Annotated in this window: 17 protein-coding genes and 1 tRNA gene; 9 read left to right on the top strand and 9 right to left on the bottom strand. The window is 61.2% G+C overall.

What is annotated here, in order from left to right:
- The first annotated feature begins 2 nt into the window (after positions 1-2).
- The 3 genes from proA to FHU12_RS17255 all read left to right on the top strand — a co-directional run bounded on the left by proA (position 3) and on the right by FHU12_RS17255 (position 1,929).
- A complete protein-coding gene (gene proA / locus FHU12_RS17265; protein WP_060425303.1) occupies positions 3-1,256 on the top strand; it encodes a glutamate-5-semialdehyde dehydrogenase in 1,254 nt (417 codons plus the stop codon).
- A 183-nt stretch (positions 1,257-1,439) separates the two neighbouring features.
- Positions 1,440-1,515, top strand: a tRNA-Thr gene (locus FHU12_RS17260).
- 195 nt (positions 1,516-1,710) lie between these two features.
- The gene (locus FHU12_RS17255) at positions 1,711-1,929 is read left to right on the top strand and encodes a TM2 domain-containing protein (RefSeq protein WP_015376761.1); all 219 of its coding nucleotides are present in this window, start codon (positions 1,711-1,713) and stop codon (positions 1,927-1,929) included.
- Between the two features lie 51 nt (positions 1,930-1,980).
- Here FHU12_RS17255 and FHU12_RS17250 read toward each other — a convergent pair whose 3' ends face one another.
- Positions 1,981-2,514 carry a hypothetical protein gene (locus tag FHU12_RS17250; RefSeq protein WP_141970800.1) on the bottom strand — a complete coding sequence of 178 codons (534 nt, stop codon included), beginning with the start codon at positions 2,512-2,514 and terminating at the stop codon, positions 1,981-1,983.
- Positions 2,515-3,013: 499 nt separating this feature from the next.
- Here FHU12_RS17250 and FHU12_RS17245 point away from each other — a divergent pair, with 499 nt between their 5' ends.
- Entirely contained in the window at positions 3,014-4,111 is a 1,098-nt protein-coding gene (locus FHU12_RS17245) for a hypothetical protein (RefSeq protein ID WP_141970798.1), read from the top strand.
- A 3-nt stretch (positions 4,112-4,114) separates the two neighbouring features.
- Here FHU12_RS17245 and FHU12_RS17240 read toward each other — a convergent pair whose 3' ends face one another.
- The 5 genes from FHU12_RS17240 to FHU12_RS17220 all read right to left on the bottom strand — a co-directional run bounded on the left by FHU12_RS17240 (position 4,115) and on the right by FHU12_RS17220 (position 9,743).
- Positions 4,115-4,819: a hypothetical protein gene (locus tag FHU12_RS17240; RefSeq protein WP_141970796.1), complete on the bottom strand. Its 705-nt coding sequence runs from the start codon at positions 4,817-4,819 to the stop codon at positions 4,115-4,117.
- Positions 4,820-4,835: 16 nt separating this feature from the next.
- Positions 4,836-6,011: a hypothetical protein gene (locus FHU12_RS17235; protein WP_141970794.1), complete on the bottom strand. Its 1,176-nt coding sequence runs from the start codon at positions 6,009-6,011 to the stop codon at positions 4,836-4,838.
- Complete coding sequence (locus FHU12_RS17230) at positions 6,008-7,294, bottom strand: hypothetical protein (RefSeq protein ID WP_141970792.1); 1,287 nt, start codon at positions 7,292-7,294, stop codon at positions 6,008-6,010. Before FHU12_RS17230 ends, FHU12_RS17235 begins: the two co-directional genes overlap by 4 nt.
- A 53-nt stretch (positions 7,295-7,347) precedes the next feature.
- Positions 7,348-7,872 carry a cytochrome b561 gene (cybB, locus tag FHU12_RS17225; protein ID WP_089196507.1) on the bottom strand — a complete coding sequence of 175 codons (525 nt, stop codon included), beginning with the start codon at positions 7,870-7,872 and terminating at the stop codon, positions 7,348-7,350.
- A gap of 269 nt (positions 7,873-8,141) precedes the next feature.
- Positions 8,142-9,743 carry an ABC transporter substrate-binding protein gene (locus tag FHU12_RS17220; RefSeq protein WP_141970790.1) on the bottom strand — a complete coding sequence of 534 codons (1,602 nt, stop codon included), beginning with the start codon at positions 9,741-9,743 and terminating at the stop codon, positions 8,142-8,144.
- A gap of 174 nt (positions 9,744-9,917) precedes the next feature.
- On the opposite strand from FHU12_RS17220, the gene FHU12_RS17215 reads away from it, so the two are divergent.
- Positions 9,918-10,499 carry a flavin reductase family protein gene (locus tag FHU12_RS17215; RefSeq protein ID WP_049295110.1) on the top strand — a complete coding sequence of 194 codons (582 nt, stop codon included), beginning with the start codon at positions 9,918-9,920 and terminating at the stop codon, positions 10,497-10,499.
- Here the strand turns inward: FHU12_RS17215 and FHU12_RS17210 are convergent.
- Complete coding sequence (locus FHU12_RS17210; RefSeq protein WP_141970788.1) at positions 10,496-10,876, bottom strand: winged helix-turn-helix transcriptional regulator; 381 nt, start codon at positions 10,874-10,876, stop codon at positions 10,496-10,498. The two genes, FHU12_RS17215 and FHU12_RS17210, sit on opposite strands and share 4 nt — an antisense overlap.
- An 84-nt stretch (positions 10,877-10,960) precedes the next feature.
- On the opposite strand from FHU12_RS17210, the gene FHU12_RS17205 reads away from it, so the two are divergent.
- A complete protein-coding gene (locus FHU12_RS17205) occupies positions 10,961-11,728 on the top strand; it encodes an NAD(P)H-dependent oxidoreductase (protein WP_141970786.1) in 768 nt (255 codons plus the stop codon).
- Here FHU12_RS17205 and FHU12_RS17200 read toward each other — a convergent pair.
- The gene (locus FHU12_RS17200; protein ID WP_141970784.1) at positions 11,725-11,973 is read right to left on the bottom strand and encodes a hypothetical protein; all 249 of its coding nucleotides are present in this window, start codon (positions 11,971-11,973) and stop codon (positions 11,725-11,727) included. The two genes, FHU12_RS17205 and FHU12_RS17200, sit on opposite strands and share 4 nt — an antisense overlap.
- A 193-nt stretch (positions 11,974-12,166) precedes the next feature.
- Between FHU12_RS17200 and FHU12_RS17195 the strand changes: the two genes are divergently transcribed.
- On the top strand, positions 12,167-12,571 hold the full coding sequence (locus FHU12_RS17195) for an Exc2 family lipoprotein (protein WP_049295112.1): 405 nt from the start codon (positions 12,167-12,169) through the stop codon (positions 12,569-12,571).
- Between the two features lie 108 nt (positions 12,572-12,679).
- A complete protein-coding gene (locus FHU12_RS17190; protein ID WP_025301687.1) occupies positions 12,680-13,321 on the top strand; it encodes a DsbA family protein in 642 nt (213 codons plus the stop codon).
- Positions 13,322-13,356: 35 nt separating this feature from the next.
- On the opposite strand, the gene FHU12_RS17185 is transcribed toward FHU12_RS17190, so the two are convergent.
- Entirely contained in the window at positions 13,357-14,079 is a 723-nt protein-coding gene (locus FHU12_RS17185) for an acid phosphatase (RefSeq protein WP_049295113.1), read from the bottom strand.
- Between the two features lie 222 nt (positions 14,080-14,301).
- Here FHU12_RS17185 and feaR point away from each other — a divergent pair, with 222 nt between their 5' ends.
- On the top strand, positions 14,302-15,201 hold the full coding sequence (feaR, locus tag FHU12_RS17180; RefSeq protein WP_141970782.1) for a transcriptional regulator FeaR: 900 nt from the start codon (positions 14,302-14,304) through the stop codon (positions 15,199-15,201).
- The last annotated feature ends 15 nt before the right edge of the window (positions 15,202-15,216 follow it).

Below are 15,216 nucleotides of genomic sequence, written 5' to 3'. Positions count from 1 at the left end.
GCATGCTGGAGCAGATGGGGAAGGCCGCCAAGCAGGCCTCCTGGCAGCTGGCGGTGCTGAGCACGGCGAAGAAGAATCAGGTGCTGTCGGTGATGGCCGACAGGCTGGAAGCCAACAGTGAAGCGATCCTGCTGGCGAATGAACAAGACATGGCGCAGGCGCGCGCCACCGGCATGAGCGAAGCGCTGCTTGACCGCCTGCTGTTGACCCCGGCGCGGCTGGCGGCGATCGCCAACGACGTGCGCCAGGTGTGCCGCCTGAACGATCCGGTCGGCCACGTGTTGGACGGCAACCTGCTGGACAGCGGGCTGAAGCTGGAGCGCCGCCGGGTGCCGCTCGGCGTGATCGGCGTGATTTACGAGGCGCGGCCGAACGTCACCATCGACGTCGCCAGCCTGTGCCTGAAAACCGGCAACGCGGTGATCCTGCGCGGCGGTAAAGAGACGCATAACACCAACCAGGCAACGGTGAAAGTGATCCAGCAGGCGCTGGAGCAGTGCGGCCTGCCGGCGGCGGCGGTGCAGGCGATCGACAGCCCGGATCGTGCGCTGGTGAACGAACTGCTGCGCCTGGATCGCTATGTCGACATGCTGATCCCGCGCGGCGGCGCCGGCCTGCACAAGCTGTGCCGCGAGCAATCGACCATCCCGGTGATCACCGGCGGCATCGGCGTGTGCCATACCTACGTGGATGCCGACGTCGATTTCGACAAGGCGCTGACGGTCATTGAAAACGCCAAGATCCAGCGCCCGAGCGCCTGTAACTCGCTGGAGACGCTGCTGGTGAACCGCAGCATCGCCACCGAGTTCCTGCCGGCGCTGAGCGCCAAAATGGCGGCGGCGGGCGTGACGCTGCACGCGGCGGAAAACGCGCTGCCGCTGCTGCAGGGCGGCCCGGCGACGGTGGTGCCGGTGAACGCGGAAGATTACGACGATGAATGGCTGTCGCTGGATCTGAACGTGCTGCTGGTGGACGATATCGATCAGGCCATCGACCACATCCGCACCCACGGCACCAACCACTCCGACGCGATCCTCACCCGTTCGCTGAGCAGCGCCGAGCACTTCGTGCGCGCGGTGGACTCCTCGGCGGTGTACGTCAACGCCAGCACCCGCTTCACCGACGGCGGCCAGTTCGGCCTGGGTGCGGAAGTGGCGGTGAGCACCCAGAAACTGCACGCCCGCGGCCCGATGGGCCTGGATGCGCTGACCACCTACAAGTGGATCGGCTACGGCGACGATCTGGTGCGCAGCTAAGGCCGCATTGCGGTCATAAAGAGGTCAGGGCGCAGCGGGCTGCGCCCTGATTTTTTTTTGCAGCGTAGCTGCAGTGCGGCTGTTTGCAAAACAACCAAACGCCCCGGCGGCTATTGACTCATTTCACGCACAGGTCTACCTTGTTCAACGCACTTCCGGCTTGCCCCGCAGGCCCGGCTCGATGCCGATATAGCTCAGTTGGTAGAGCAGCGCATTCGTAATGCGAAGGTCGTAGGTTCGACTCCTATTATCGGCACCACTCCCTCTCCAGACTCCATTTGCTTACCCTTTCGCCGGTTAAACAACCGTTTAATTAATCACTGTTATAATTACCCCTGTTGAGCCTTGATGGGTGAATGTTTTCTCCTCAAGCATTGCGATGCGGCGCTCTGTGGAGCGGCATCCGTTTTTTGGACATGCCGGTGGTTCGGTGAGAAGTAAGGAGAAGTGCACTATGAGCAGAAAAGACAAGCTCGCGGCGGCCCTGCTGGCCATCTTCCTGGGTGGGCTGGGCATTCACAAGTTTTACTTAGGGATGAAGTGGTGGGGGCTGTTCTACCTGCTGTTCTGCTGGACGGGGATCCCGGCGATTGTCGGCTTTATCGAAGGCATTATTTATCTGTTCCAATCGGAAGAGAAGTTCAATCAGAAATACAATCCGGGTCTGATTTAACGCGTTTTCTGGCGGCGCCTCCTGTTAAGGGAAGCGCCGTTTTTCATTCCGTTACTGTTTCTTCATCATCATCTTGCCGCGCATCTCTTTGCTCATCATTTTATTCGAGCTGGAAATGACGCAGTTATATTGCTTACCTTGGTTAATGATCATAAAGGTGCTGACCGGATCTTTAAAATTCTTGTCGATGGTGAAATAAATATAGGCCTGCGGCAACGCGGCCGGTTTAAAGGCGCCGAAGGCATACACATCCGCCAGGCCCAGCGCGGAGAGATCGACCGTCAGCTCCATCGGTTTCATAGAGTCCGGCGATGGGAACATCGACTTGGCCGACATCATCATGGTGCTGCTGTTGATGGTGTAATCGGTTTTGACCTTCATGCCCATATATTTCGATTCCGGCATGGAAAGTTCTTTTTTGCAGGCGGCGTCGTGCTGCGGCGCCGGGCTGCCGTTTTCCATCACGGCATGCACATGTTCCAGCATCACCGCCGCGCTGCCGGTGGTAGGCTGCGCATCAGCCGCGTAAGCCGCGCCGCTGAAGGCGGCCACAGAGGTAAAGATAATGCCTGTAACGATTTTCATTGTCGCTCTCCGGAATGCTAATAATGATATTAATTGCGGTGTGTAGCCTATTGGCTTGATAAAACGCAAGGTTACCCGTTCCGTGGAAATAAAATTCCCTCGGAATATTGCTATAAAATGGTTTTTCACCCTCGCGGATAACGGGGTTGATTTAACTTCCTAAACGCCTTTCTTTTTTTATTCGGCGTTTTACCTGCATATAAATAGTATGTCTAAACATAGTCAATGTTTAGAATATACACAAATTATTGCGGTTTTTTTCCCCTTTTATCTTTTTGGTTTTAATAAGGTTGCGAATATTGCATTGAGATACAGAGGGTTATCTTTTTATGTTGAAATTACTCTGTGAAGCGTTATTTATGTGATCTCTGTAGTCACAGAAATAACGCTGAAATTATTACCTTTCTATTGAATGGCTAATTATCCATGGCATAGGCTTCAACCCCTTGCGTTTCCTGCGCTAGAATCAGGCGGTTTTCTCGTGGAAAAGGATATCGCTATGGCCGCCTGGGCCCTTTTGATCGTCGGTTGGGGGTTGATTTGGCAGGATCACCCGATTTTCGGCGTGCTGTGCATCGCGCTGTTTGCCGTGCTGCAATGGGTGAAGTACGCCGCTAAAGGCGCGCAAGATCCCGAAGCGGCCGCAGAGTGGCGCAAGACCGACTGGCGCTCGCAGCCGATTGAAATGGCGCACGCCGGCGACAGCGATCGGCGGATTGGCGGCGTGGGGGAGCTGGGCATGGGCGGCCCCAATTTTTGGACGCTGCTGCTGCGCGACGGGGCGATTGTGCATGGCGCCTGTGCGGCGGCGCAGGACGTGGACGATGGCAAGCTGCGCCTGATCCCGACCCGCAGTCGTGAGGGTGAGGGGCTGACGGTGTACGAGCCTGCCGCCCGGATGATGTACGCGCTGCCGGCATTGACCGATCGCGAGCAGGCGGCGTTGGCCGCCGGTGCCGCCGAGGCGCTGGCGCGGCTGCGGGCTAGGTGTCGGCAGGCGGAGGCCACGCCGTTGCATCCGGTGCGCGGTCTGTGGGTGCCGCCGTGGACAGAGGATCCGGCCGATCGTCTGGAGATCGCCTTGCCCAACGGCCGCGTGCTGGCGGCGCGCTCGATGTTGCCGGCGGATCTGCGCCAGGCGGACGATCCTGCCGCGCTGCTGCACGCGCCGCCTTATGAGCTGTTGTTGGATAACCGGCCGACGGATCGTTTCGTGCGCGATCTTGAACGCGTGGCGGGATCCCCGATGGGCTGCGGCTTGAGCGTCGGCGGTTGCCAGTTCCGCGGCGAGCATATCGTCGATGGTCTGTACCATCTGTACTTCGCCGGTGAGTGGTTCAGCCTGCTCGCTTACGCGCATAAACCGGCGGGCGGGCGTGGTTCCGACACCACCTTTTTCGTCGAGCGGGTCGAGCCGCAAGACGGCGGGGTGTTTGTGATTGAATGGGATGCCTACAGCGTGGGGCCCGACGGGCGTGAGCCGCGCGTGCCGGCCCCGCCGGTATTGGTTATCGCGGTGAGCTGGCAGGAAACGCCGCTGCAGCTGCCCACGGCCAATAACCGCGTGACCGTGCGTTTGCCCAACGCCACGGCGTAAGGCTTAGGGCAGCACCCTGACTTCGCCGTTGTGCAAGGTCAGCACCGCGATCGGGCTGCCGGAGAAGCACTCCCTAAAGATCCAGTCGCTTGGCCGAAACGCCGTCGCAGGCAGCCCGGCCTGCCACTCCTCCCACTGCGGGGCCGGCCGATCCGGCGGCAACAAGAAGGTGACCAGCCAACCCGCTTCGCAGTGCACCCTTTGGCCGCTCGGGCGGGTAAAGGTGTGCGCGCTCGCCAGCTCCATCACCGGCGGTAAAACCTCGAAGGCGATGATCGGCACGCCGGCCACGCTCTGCGGCTGAGGAAAACGCACAGCGGTCACGCCGTTCATCGTGATAGGGCTGTCTTCGGTGCCGGGCAGGCGTGGATCCTGGCGGTTTACCCAACTGCCTTTCGGCAGCGTCGTTTCACCGAACGGCTTTGCTTCGTCGAGCGTCAGGTAGCTGCGTTGATTCCAACGATCTTCCGCCCGCTGGCTCTTGATGTCCTGGATGGCCATGCCGATCAGCATCAGCGCGCACGCCACCGGGTAGACCGCCAGCGCCGAGGCCAGCAGATAGCCGCCCCAGGAGAGCGGCGGTCGCGGTCGGCCGCAGCGGGCGGCGATGTAGCGCCGGCCCCACCAGGCGATCAGGATGCCGGCGAGCAGCAGGGCCAACAACAGCGCCAGCAATCCTGCGGCGCCGGCGCCATAGCCTAACAGCATGGCAAGTTCCTTCTGTTCATGGCGTAGTGGAACGATAGCGAACGAAGTAGGGCAGTGGCGGGGTCTTCCCGTCATCGCCATAGTGGCTTTCCGGTTCGATCACGGTTTGGCGTGCGTCGTCGCGCCCGTTGTAGCGGTATTCCAACGGCTGTCGGTAGCGCACGTCGGATGAGCGCAGATCGAAAATCAGCGAAAGGCGCGCATCGCCGTTATCCGTTTGAGCGACCAGTTTGTCGTTGCCCGCCCACAGCTGATACAGCGATTTATCGCCGTTTTCCAACAGCACCGCCAACTGCCCGTCGGATTGATAACGCAGGAGCTGATACAGCCCTCTGTCCAGCGTTTGCGCGATCAGGTAGATGCCGCCATCCGGAGCCTGTGCGCTTTCCTTCACGCGTACCGGTAGCCAATGCAGTTCGGCCACCTCGCCGGTTTTGCCGTTAACGGCAATGTGCAAGGCGCCGGAACCGAGCACCGGGTTCATCCAGAACAGCACGCGTTCGCCATCAACGGCGGTAAAGATCTCGGGCATGGATTTGCGCTTTCCGGCGGCGTTAGCCGTCGGTGAGTCCTCCTCGCCGCGCTCAAAGCCCAGCAGCTGCCGCGCGTCCAGCTGCGCCGGCAGATCCAGCGTTTGCCGCCAATGGGCGCCAAAGTCCGGGCTGTAGAATACGCCTTCGGTGCTGATGAAATACAGCGCGCGTTGCCCCGGCAGCGCCACCAGTTTGCCGCCGATAAAGGAAGGCAGGTTGTCGTCGCCCTCCGGCCAGGGGATCAGCGCCCCGATGGTGCCCCGTTGCACATTGACCAGCCGGCGCCCCTTGGACAGAAAAAGCGCGCACTCCTGCTCGACGCAAACCGCATCGTAGATCGATTCGTCGAGTTGCCCCAGCATCTGCAACCCCTTCGGGCCGGTGAATAACACCTGGCTGAGGTAGCTGGCCGCCCAGCCGTAAAAGCTATTGTAGGCCCCGCGTTCACTCCTTTTGCTGATGAGCAGCAGAGCGCCGTCCTGCGCCGGGTAGCTGTGGATGAGATCGTAACGGGCTATCGTCGGCAAGGCTTCGTCGCTCTGGGTCCATTGCCACTGTGCATAGCGTTGTTCAGGGGCGAGGAAATAGACGCCCAGCGCGCTGGCCAAAAACAGCATCAGGATAATAAGGGGTCTTTTATAAAGCGCTAACGTCATCATTTCAGCTCCGTCACCTGTTCCTGCCGCCATAGCCTGCGGCGCAGATGGCGCAGGTATTTGAACGTTTTAAACGTGCGGTGCTGGTCAAACGCATAGAGGCGGCAGATCTGGGCGAAGCCCTCGATCAGCAGCGCCAGGCCGCTGATCATCAGCATCAGCAGCAGCAGAATCGGCGGCAATTCACTGCCGAGGCGCTTCAGGGTCCAGGCATCCAGGTAAAAGCCCGCTGGGGTATCGGCGTTATCCCACACGATCATGCCGAGCATCAAACACATCATGATCGCGCCGAGGATGAAGACGACGCGCGCGCTCAGGTTAAGGCCGGCTTCGGTGAAGTAGCGGCTGCCGCCGATGAGATAGGTCTGGCGGTCGCGGTGATTGATGATCCCCCGCACCGTCGGCAACTCGGGGACGGTGTCGTTCTCGCAATACAGCACCTGCAGCGGATCGCCTTTGGCGATGAAAAGCGGATGTTGCCGACGAAATACCGGATGCAGTTTGGTATTGGGAACGTTGAGCGCGCGGGTCGTCAACGCGAAGTGCGTCTCCTTCTGGCGCCACGCATAAGTGTCCAAATACTGCACCTGCCGCGGGAGCTTATAGTCGCGGAGTTCGTAGCTCAGGGCGTTGACCGTCTCGATGCCGGAGGCCTCGACGCCGTCCGGGAGGGGAGGCGCGGTCTGCAGCGGTGCGGCCGCCGGCACGGCGTCTGTGCGGACGGCCCGGTATTTGATGCCGGGGATGTTCAGGCTGAGCGAGCCGGGCGGCGTGACGTCTTGCCCCAGCAGCACGCGATCCAGCGCCCTGAGCAGGCGCCTGCGGCCGCGGTGCGCAATCAACAGGAGCTCTGAGCCGACGAACAGCACCAGGCCGATGCCGATAAGGCCGGCGATGATGGCGATAAAAAACAGGACGAGGGTCAGCCAGGAATCTTCCCGGTCCATGATGAAAAAGCTCGCCGGGAAACCGCCGGCCAGCACGATGCCCAGCAGCAGCAGGGCAAAGTATTTCAGCTTGTATTTCAGCGTTCTGTCGGGCTCCAGGCGGCCTTTCGTGCCGTGCAGCAGCCAGTGCAGCCAGTAGCTGCCGTCCCGCAGGCGGTGGGCGCCGATCTTCACCCGATCGCCGGCGGCGAGCGTGGCCAGCAGGTTTTCGCTGTCGCTGAAGTCGTCACGGTAAAAAAAGAACGTCTGGCCGGAAGCGATGAGCCTCACCAGATTGTCGGGCGCTGTCTGTTGGCAAGCGCATTGCTCGACGGTCACATGAAAAAATTGGGTTTGCATGTCATTCCCTGTCAGCGGGCGTGGCCCGAAAATTCATCCCTGGCGCCGGGTGGTCAGCGCTTTTTCATCAACGGCAGCATGCGCACCAGCGCATTGTCCTTGACGATATAGTGGTGGAACAGCGCGGCGGCGGCATGCAGGCCGATCAGCCAGTAGCCGAATGACGCCAGCGTTTTGTGCCAGCCGATAATCGCCCGCGCCTGCGGCCGATCGGCCACATCGGCGAACGGCATTGGCAGGCCGAATAGATACCACTCTTTGCCCCCCAGATAGCGCGAATAGACCCCCAGCACCGGCAGCGTCAGCAGCAGCAGGTAAATCAGGGTGTGCGTCAGGTGCGCCAGGCCGGTTTGCCACTTCGGCGGTTTGGGCGCGATGGCGGGCGAGGGGTGGCGCCAGCGCAGGAACAGGCGGGCGAGCATCAGCGCAAATACCGTTACGCCGCAGCTGAAGTGGGTGACAACCAGCACGTACCAGGGGGCGCTGCCCGGTTCGGCCAAGCCGCGCAGCTCGATGGTGACACAGGTGATGACCAGCAGGATCGCCACCAGCCAGTGCAGGCGAATTTGCCACGGCATGTAGGTGTTCTGCACCGGGTTACCTTTTGATGTTAAAGGGTCTGTGCGTCGATGGTAACGAAATGTTACATCGGAGGAAAGCGCGTGCGCGCAATTTAGGCAAAACGCCAGGCTCAACTCACTTATTAAGCTATTGGTTTAGTGGGGTATGCGCCAGGCGGTAGAGGGGCATCGTAAGTTGTGAAGCTAATGGGCGACAGTTTCAGAGGCTGGCAGCTTATTAAGTGGTGAAGCGGGTTGCGCCGCAGCCCGCGCTGCGGCGCCTGACATCAGTTCAATTTCGCCTTGGCGAAATCGCTGCCGTTCACGTCCACCACATAGCCGCTCAGGTTGCTGCGGGTGGCGTAGAACACCTTGCCGGTGGCCAACGGCAGCCACGGCGCCTGTTTGGCGAAGATCACCTGCGCCTGTTGATACAGCTTGGCGCGCGCCTGCGGCTGGTTCTCCTGGATAGCCTGCTGGATCAGCCGGTCATAATCCTTATCGCACCAGCGCGCCACGTTGGCGCCGCTCTGCACCCCGGCGCAGCCGAGCAGGGTGGCGAAGTTGTCCGGATCGCCGTTGTCCGACACCCAGCCGTACAGCGCGCTCTGCTGCTCGCCTTTGCGCAGCCCGGCCAGGTACTGACCCCACTCCCAGGTGACAATCTTGGCCTTCACGCCCACCTTCGCCCAGTCGCTTTGGATCATCTCGGCGATGCGCTTCGAGTTCGGGTTGTAAGGGCGCTGTACCGGCATCGACCAGATGTCGGTCTCAAAGCCCTGCTCCAGCCCGGCCTGCTTCAGCAGCTCGCGCGCCTTCTGCGGATCGTAGGTGTACTCCGGCAGTTTATCGTTGTAGCCCAGCATGCCCGGCGGCAGCAGCGAATTGGCCGGCGTGCCGCTGTCTTTGAACACCGCGGCGACGATCGCTTTCTTGTCTACCGCGTAGCTCAACGCCTGGCGCACCAGCAGGTTGTCGAACGGTTTTTTCTGGGTGTTGAACGCCAGATAGCCGACGTTCAGTCCGGTGATGTCGTGCAGCTGCAGGTTGCCGTCGGCCTTGATGGCGGCGAACTGTTCCGGCAGCGGCGCGGGGATGATCTGGCATTCGTTGGTTTTCAGCTTGGCCAGCCGGGTTTGCGGATCCGGCGTGATGGAGAAGATCAGGTGCTTGCTGGCCACTTCGCCCTGCCAGTAGTGCGGATTGGCGATGTAGCGGATCAGCGAATCCTGTTTGTACTGCTGCAGCGCAAACGGCCCGGTGCCGATCGGCCAGTTGTCGACGTATTCCGGCGTGCCCTTTTTCAGCATGGCGTCGGCGTATTCGGCGGACAGGATCGAGGCGAAATCCATCGCCCAGTCAGCGACGAAGGCGGCGTTGGGCTGGCTCAGCGTGAAGCGCACGTGATGCTCGTCCACCGCTTCCACCTTGGTGATCAGCTTATCCAGGCCCATGTCGGTGAAGTATTCATAGTTGCCGCCGGAGACCTTGTGATACGGGTTAGCGGAATCTTTCTGCCGCATCACGGTGAACACCACGTCTTCGGCGTTGAAGTCGCGTGTCGGGGTGAAGTATTTGTTGCTGTTGAATTTCACGCCCTGGCGCAGGGTAAAGGTATAGGTCTTGCCGTCCGGGCTGACGCTCCACTCGGTGGCCAGCGACGGGGCGGGGGTTTTATCGCTTTCGCGCAGCGTCACCAAGCGGTTGTACAGCACCTGCGAGGTGGCGATAAAAGTCGGCCCGGAGCTGGAGAGCTGCGGGTTGAACGATTCCGGCGAGGCGACGGTGCAGTACACCAGCGCATCGGAAGCGGCCAGCGCGCCGCCCGCCGACAGCAGGCCGCAGCCGGCCAGCACCAATCCGGTGATAGGGTGTTTTAAAAACGTCAAGGCAAGATCCTCAGGTGGAGTGGGCCGTTACCGGCGAATTGATTTAACTATAGATAACGGATGGCGAGACGGGGAACAAGCATCTCACCTGCGCATTCTGTGCGCCCCGCGTTGCCTGCCGCCGCAGCGCAGATCTACACTGCGGGACAATCAGTCACTCGCAAGGATTTCCCGATGAGCCACTTTCGCCCTGTCGCCCTCGAACACGCCAGCCGCCTGCTGAACCACGGCCCGACGGTATTGATCACCAGCCGCAGCCGCGACGGCGCTAAACGCAACGTGATGGCCGCCGCCTGGTCGATGCCGGTGGAGTTCAGCCCGCCGCGCATCGCCATCGTGGTGGACAAAGGGGCGCACAGCCGGCAAATGATCGAGGAGAGCGGCGCATTCGGCATTTGCGTGCCGGCGGCCATGTTCATCGACGCCACCTACGCGGTCGGCAGCGTGTCCGGGCTGGATGACGACAAGTTCGCCCGCTTTCATATCGCCGCAGCGCCGAGCGCTACGCTGCAGGTGCCGCTGATCGAACAGGGTTGCGTGGCGTGGCTGGAGTGCCGCTTATTGCCGGAAAGCGGCGCACAGGAAAAATACGATACCTGCTTCGGCGAGGTGCTGAGCGCGGCGGCGGATGAGCGGGTGTTCCAGCAAGGACGTTGGAACTTCACTGCCGCCAATGCGGATCTGCACACCATTCATCATCTGGGGGCAGGCAACTTCGTGCGCAGCGGCGAGGCGCTGCGGGCCAAACCGCTTTAATCGGCCTCGCGCCCGCGGTCGGCATCATAGCGCTCGCGGGCGGCGTCCAGCTCCGGGAAATGGTATTCCGCCCATCGGTCCAGCGCCGTCAGCGTCTCGACCAGCGAGCAGGCGACGGTGCTGAGCCGGTATTCCACATGTGCCTGATTCTTTTCACTTAAATCCAGCCGCTCGAGCAGCCCGTTGCGTTCCAGCTGGCGCAGCGTTTGCGTCAGCACCTTCTGCGAAATGCCGTCGATGCGGCGCAGCAGCTCGCCGTTGCGCATCGGACGCTGCGCCAGCGCAGGCAGGATCAGCATCACCCACTTGCCGGAAATCAGCGCCAGCGCATCGCGCGCGGAACACTTGCTCGAATAGACGTCGCCGGGATAAGCCATTGGGGGTTACCTTCAGGTGCGTAATTGCCAAGGGGGCGATAAAGCCACAGCATAACAGCACCACCTTACAACGGGAGACACAGGATGAACGTGCTGATTGTGCTGGCTCACCCCGAGCCGCATTCTTTCAATGCCCATTTGGCCGAACAGGCGCGGCAGGCTTATCTGGCGCAGGGGCACCAGGTGAAGACGGTCGATCTGTATCAGGAGGGGTTTGATCCGCGCGAGGGCGCCGGCCATTACCCCAGCAGAAAGCAGGCGGACCGGTTCGATGCGATGCAGGAACAGCGCCATCACTGGACGATCCAGGCGCTGCCGGCGGAGATCCGGCGGCATATCGAGCTGCTGCACTGGGCGGATACGCTGGTGCTGCAGTTCCCTTTCTGGTGGTTCGGCGCGCCGGCCATCATCAAGGGCTGGATGGATCGGGTGTTCGTTTACGGCGGGCTCTACGACAGCCGCCACCGCCATGAGAATGGCGTGATGCGCGGTAAGCGGGCGCTGCTGACCGTCACCGCCGGCGCTTCCGCTCAGGCCTGCGCCCCGGACGGGCGCGACGGCGATATGCGGCTGATGCTGTGGCCAATCATGCATGCGCTGCACTATATCGGCTTTAGCGTGCTGGAGCCGTTCTTGGTCTATGGCGTGCGCGGCGGGTTGGCGAGCGAGGAGCGGCAGGCGCAGAACGCCGCTTTGGCGCAGGTGACCCAGGCGTATCGGGCTGCCTTAAGCGATCTTGCCGCCTGGCCGGCGGTGCCGTTCAACCGCAATGAAGATTTTGACGCCGATCTGGCGCTGAAGCCCGGTGCGCCGGTCTACAGCCCGTTCGTGCGGCACCGCGATCCGGTTTAGAACCCGGCCTTCAGCAGTTCCTCGCGCAAGTCGTCGATAATCGCCGGTTCGATGTCGGGGAACTGTTGCTGGATATCGGCGATGGCTTCGGCCACGCTGGGGCCGGCGAAGGTACCGGAGAAGGGCAGCAGCGGCAGGTTGGCGTCGCTGTCCGGCAGTTCGCCGTGGATGGTGCCGGTGATCATGCCCGCTTTTTTTTCCGCCGTGAGGTCGTACTCCCCCACGTTTTTGTCGATCGGTTTCATTGGCCGCCTCGCAGTTGGTGAGTGTTTACCCTGTTCTGTTAAAGCATAGTGTTTCAGGCAATGAATACCAATCAATGTATATAATATTAATATAAAACAATGTGATGCGATTTTTGTCGTTTGACGTTCGCCGGGGGGCGGCGTTATGCTCGTGGCGCTAAAGGGACCTTCCTCACTGACAGGGACAGACGACATGAAAAAACTGAAAAGCGCGGCGTTGTTGTTGCCGCTGTTGGCGCTCAGCGCCTGCACCCATCACCTCAGCAGCGCCGAGCAGCATGCCAAGCACTACATTTATCAAACGCGCGACGACTTCGATCCGCAATTCCGCACTGATGTGAACGGCAGCATTAAAAACGCCGTGCCGATGTTCGAACAGTTCTACCAATGGGGGAAAAAGGATCGCGTGGCGGGCGTGGCGCGCAGCGAGGCGCAGAAAAAGGCCGATTACTTGGCCAGCGCGGAGTTCCAGCAGAACATGGAACACAAAACCATTTTCATTAATCGCGCCTACAGCAGCGCCGACAATCCTAAGCGCCGCCAGGTGCTCTCGCAAGAGGCGGTAGGCGCCTACTGGGACGGTTACGAAGGGCGCTGAACATAATCCCTCACAAATAGAAGGTAATAAAAACTGGTCTTCTGGCGGTTATTTGATTATAAAAACCGCCGCTAAGGACGATGTTCATAGATGAAACCAGGAGTGTTTATGTTGGCAAAAGTTAAACGTTCGTTCGCCGCCGCCGTCGTATTGATGTTGGCGCTGCCTGCGGTTCAGGCCGCGGATTACCGTGCGGGCGAGCAATACACCCGGCTGGATAAGCCGGTGGCCGCCGCGCCGGCGGTGGTGGAGTTCTTCTCCTTCTACTGCGGCCCTTGCTATCAGTTCGCCGAGACCTATCGCGTAGGCAGTACCGTGGCGCAGGCGCTGCCCGCCGGTGAGAAAGTCACCAAATATCACGTCAGCCTGATGGGCAAACTGGGCAATGAGCTGACCGAAGCCTGGGCGGTGGCGACGGTGCTGGGCGTGGAAGACAAGATTGAAGGGGCGATGTTCGACGCGGTGCAGAAACAGCGCGCCGTCAACGGCGCCGACGATATTCAGCGGGTGTTTACGGCGGCCGGCATCGATGCCGCTACCTATGAAAACGCACGCCACAGCCTGCTGGTCAAAGGATTGATCGCCAAGCAGAACGAGGCGGTGAAAGCATTCGAGGTGCGCGGCACCCCGTCGTTCTACGTGGCAGGCAAATACAAGATAGACAATGCCGGCATGGCCAGCACCAGCGTTGAAGGCTACGCCAAAGAGTACGCCGCGGTGGTGCGTTACCTGTTGGACAAACAGCCGTAAACCGGGCCGTCAGGGCCCGGTGTTAGCCGCCGGGTCTATTTATCCGCAGGCAAATCCAGCGCCTGGCGCAGCTCGTCGCGCGCTTGCCGGTACTGCTGCTGGAAATCCTGCTGCTGTGAAAGCTGCTGGCTGATGACGCTGCCGGCGATGCGGCCCATCTCGATATCGGAAGGGTAGTGGATCCCTGCCACCACTCTGTTGTCACCGTATTGCCAGGCGCGCGTCATAATGGCGGCGCGCTTTTCCGGCACCATATTGGCTAAGGTGATGCCCATCAGCGTGCCCAGCGTGGTGTGGCCGGAAGGCCAGGAGCCGGAGCTGGAGCGCTTGACGATCGGCTCGATGCGGCTGTCCAGCATATGCGGGCGCGGGCGCTTCCAGAAATCTTTCGCCGGATCCACCACCGCCGCCTCGGTCGCGACGATGCGATCGAAGAAGGCGCTCACGGCCGGCAGCGCTTTGGCGTTGAACTTCGGCCCCATCACGTTGCTGTACACCCAGACGTTCTCTTCCGCATCCGCCTTGGCCTGGCTGGCCATTTCCGGCGTGCGTTTCTGCTGCATGTCGAGCACTTCCCGCAGTTCGCGCTGGGTCTGCGCCGAGTCGTTGGCCGGCGGCGGCGGCAGGATGTGGGTCAGATCCACCTGCTGCGCGGTGGTGAACGGTTGGGCTTCCTCTGCCGCCTGCGCGTGGAACGCGGCCAGGGCGCTGGTGGTAAACAAACACAGCGCTAAAACGGATTTTTGCAACGATTTCATCGGGTCATGTCCAGGGTGTCAACGTGAAGGGGAGATCAGCCTGTATTTTTGGCGAGGCCTGTGACGATGAGATGACGGTTTCGTGGCGGATGAATGACAGCGCCCGATGATCTGTGATCGCGACGCCAAATCCCCCGTTCGCCATTGATTGTGTGTTAACGGATTGTTATGGTGTTTTTCTGTTCAACGGCGCAGCACCGCCGGCGTTTGAAGGGAGAGATCATGACGGCATTGGCAACGCTCCGGGACGCCGGCTTTGAAGAGTGGCTGGGGAAAATCAACACCGCCTGCGGCCGATTCTGCGCAAAAACGCTGGGGCCCGGCTTCAGCGGGGCGATGCAGGAGTTTCGCGCTCATGCCCTGCGTCTGAGCGTGGTCGACGTGTCTCAGGCCCGGCTGTACCGCACGCCGAGCGAGATCGCCCGCAGTGACGGTGCGCACTTTTTCACCGTTTTCCAGCTGCGCGGCAGCGCGTTGATGGAGCAGGGCGATCGCCAAACGGTGCTCTCTCCCGGCGACATGACGCTGATCGACGCCTCACGGCCCAGTAGCTTTACCTTCCAGCGCGATTCGCGCCAAATCTCTCTGCTGTTGCCGCGCGGCTGCCTGCCGGTGCCGCCGCCTTGCGCCCAGCGTCTCGGGGCTGAGCTCAGCGCGGTGCGCCTCAGCCGCCAGCTGGTGCTGAGCAGTATGCAGGATCCTCAGCTCGCCGCGGCGGAAAGCGAGGCGGTGCTGAATGCGCTGGCGGCGCTGCTGCGTCCGGCGCTGGCGCTCGAACAGGCGCGCCCGGAGGGGCAGCAACCGGTCTTCGACAAGGCGCTGGCATTGATCGACAGGCATATTCAGTCGGCGCAGCTGCGCCCTGAGTGGGTGGCGGCCGAGTTGGGGGTGTCGTTACGCAGCCTGTATCGGGTGTTCGCCCGTCAGGGGCTGATGGTGGCGCAGTACATCAGGAACCGCAGGCTGGATCTGTGCGCGCAGGCGCTGCGCAGCGCCGCCGGGCAGGAAAAACTGGCCGGCGTCGGCCTCGACTGGGGCTTCACCGATCACAGCCATTTCTCGACCGCTTTCAAGCAGCGTTTCGGCATGTCGCCGAGCGAATACCGTCGGCAGTATCAGTAAGTCAGGGCGCGGGCC

Source organism: Serratia marcescens (assembly GCF_006715005.1).
GTDB lineage: Bacteria > Pseudomonadota > Gammaproteobacteria > Enterobacterales > Enterobacteriaceae > Serratia > Serratia montpellierensis.
This window is presented reverse-complemented; position numbering and strand designations above follow the sequence as displayed.

What these genes read in the sequence shown, in the direction of transcription:
- proA (WP_060425303.1), top strand. Translation starts at nt 3, where the DNA reads ATGCTGGAGCAGATGGGGAAGGCCGCCAAGCAGGCCTCCTGGCAGCTG.
- FHU12_RS17255 (WP_015376761.1), top strand. Translation starts at nt 1,711, where the DNA reads ATGAGCAGAAAAGACAAGCTCGCGGCGGCCCTGCTGGCCATCTTCCTG.
- FHU12_RS17250 (WP_141970800.1), bottom strand. Translation starts at nt 2,514, where the DNA reads ATGAAAATCGTTACAGGCATTATCTTTACCTCTGTGGCCGCCTTCAGC.
- FHU12_RS17245 (WP_141970798.1), top strand. Translation starts at nt 3,014, where the DNA reads ATGGCCGCCTGGGCCCTTTTGATCGTCGGTTGGGGGTTGATTTGGCAG.
- FHU12_RS17240 (WP_141970796.1), bottom strand. Translation starts at nt 4,819, where the DNA reads ATGCTGTTAGGCTATGGCGCCGGCGCCGCAGGATTGCTGGCGCTGTTG.
- FHU12_RS17235 (WP_141970794.1), bottom strand. Translation starts at nt 6,011, where the DNA reads ATGATGACGTTAGCGCTTTATAAAAGACCCCTTATTATCCTGATGCTG.
- FHU12_RS17230 (WP_141970792.1), bottom strand. Translation starts at nt 7,294, where the DNA reads ATGCAAACCCAATTTTTTCATGTGACCGTCGAGCAATGCGCTTGCCAA.
- cybB (WP_089196507.1), bottom strand. Translation starts at nt 7,872, where the DNA reads ATGCCGTGGCAAATTCGCCTGCACTGGCTGGTGGCGATCCTGCTGGTC.
- FHU12_RS17215 (WP_049295110.1), top strand. Translation starts at nt 9,918, where the DNA reads ATGAGCCACTTTCGCCCTGTCGCCCTCGAACACGCCAGCCGCCTGCTG.
- FHU12_RS17210 (WP_141970788.1), bottom strand. Translation starts at nt 10,876, where the DNA reads ATGGCTTATCCCGGCGACGTCTATTCGAGCAAGTGTTCCGCGCGCGAT.
- FHU12_RS17205 (WP_141970786.1), top strand. Translation starts at nt 10,961, where the DNA reads ATGAACGTGCTGATTGTGCTGGCTCACCCCGAGCCGCATTCTTTCAAT.
- FHU12_RS17200 (WP_141970784.1), bottom strand. Translation starts at nt 11,973, where the DNA reads ATGAAACCGATCGACAAAAACGTGGGGGAGTACGACCTCACGGCGGAA.
- FHU12_RS17195 (WP_049295112.1), top strand. Translation starts at nt 12,167, where the DNA reads ATGAAAAAACTGAAAAGCGCGGCGTTGTTGTTGCCGCTGTTGGCGCTC.
- FHU12_RS17190 (WP_025301687.1), top strand. Translation starts at nt 12,680, where the DNA reads ATGTTGGCAAAAGTTAAACGTTCGTTCGCCGCCGCCGTCGTATTGATG.
- FHU12_RS17185 (WP_049295113.1), bottom strand. Translation starts at nt 14,079, where the DNA reads ATGAAATCGTTGCAAAAATCCGTTTTAGCGCTGTGTTTGTTTACCACC.
- feaR (WP_141970782.1), top strand. Translation starts at nt 14,302, where the DNA reads ATGACGGCATTGGCAACGCTCCGGGACGCCGGCTTTGAAGAGTGGCTG.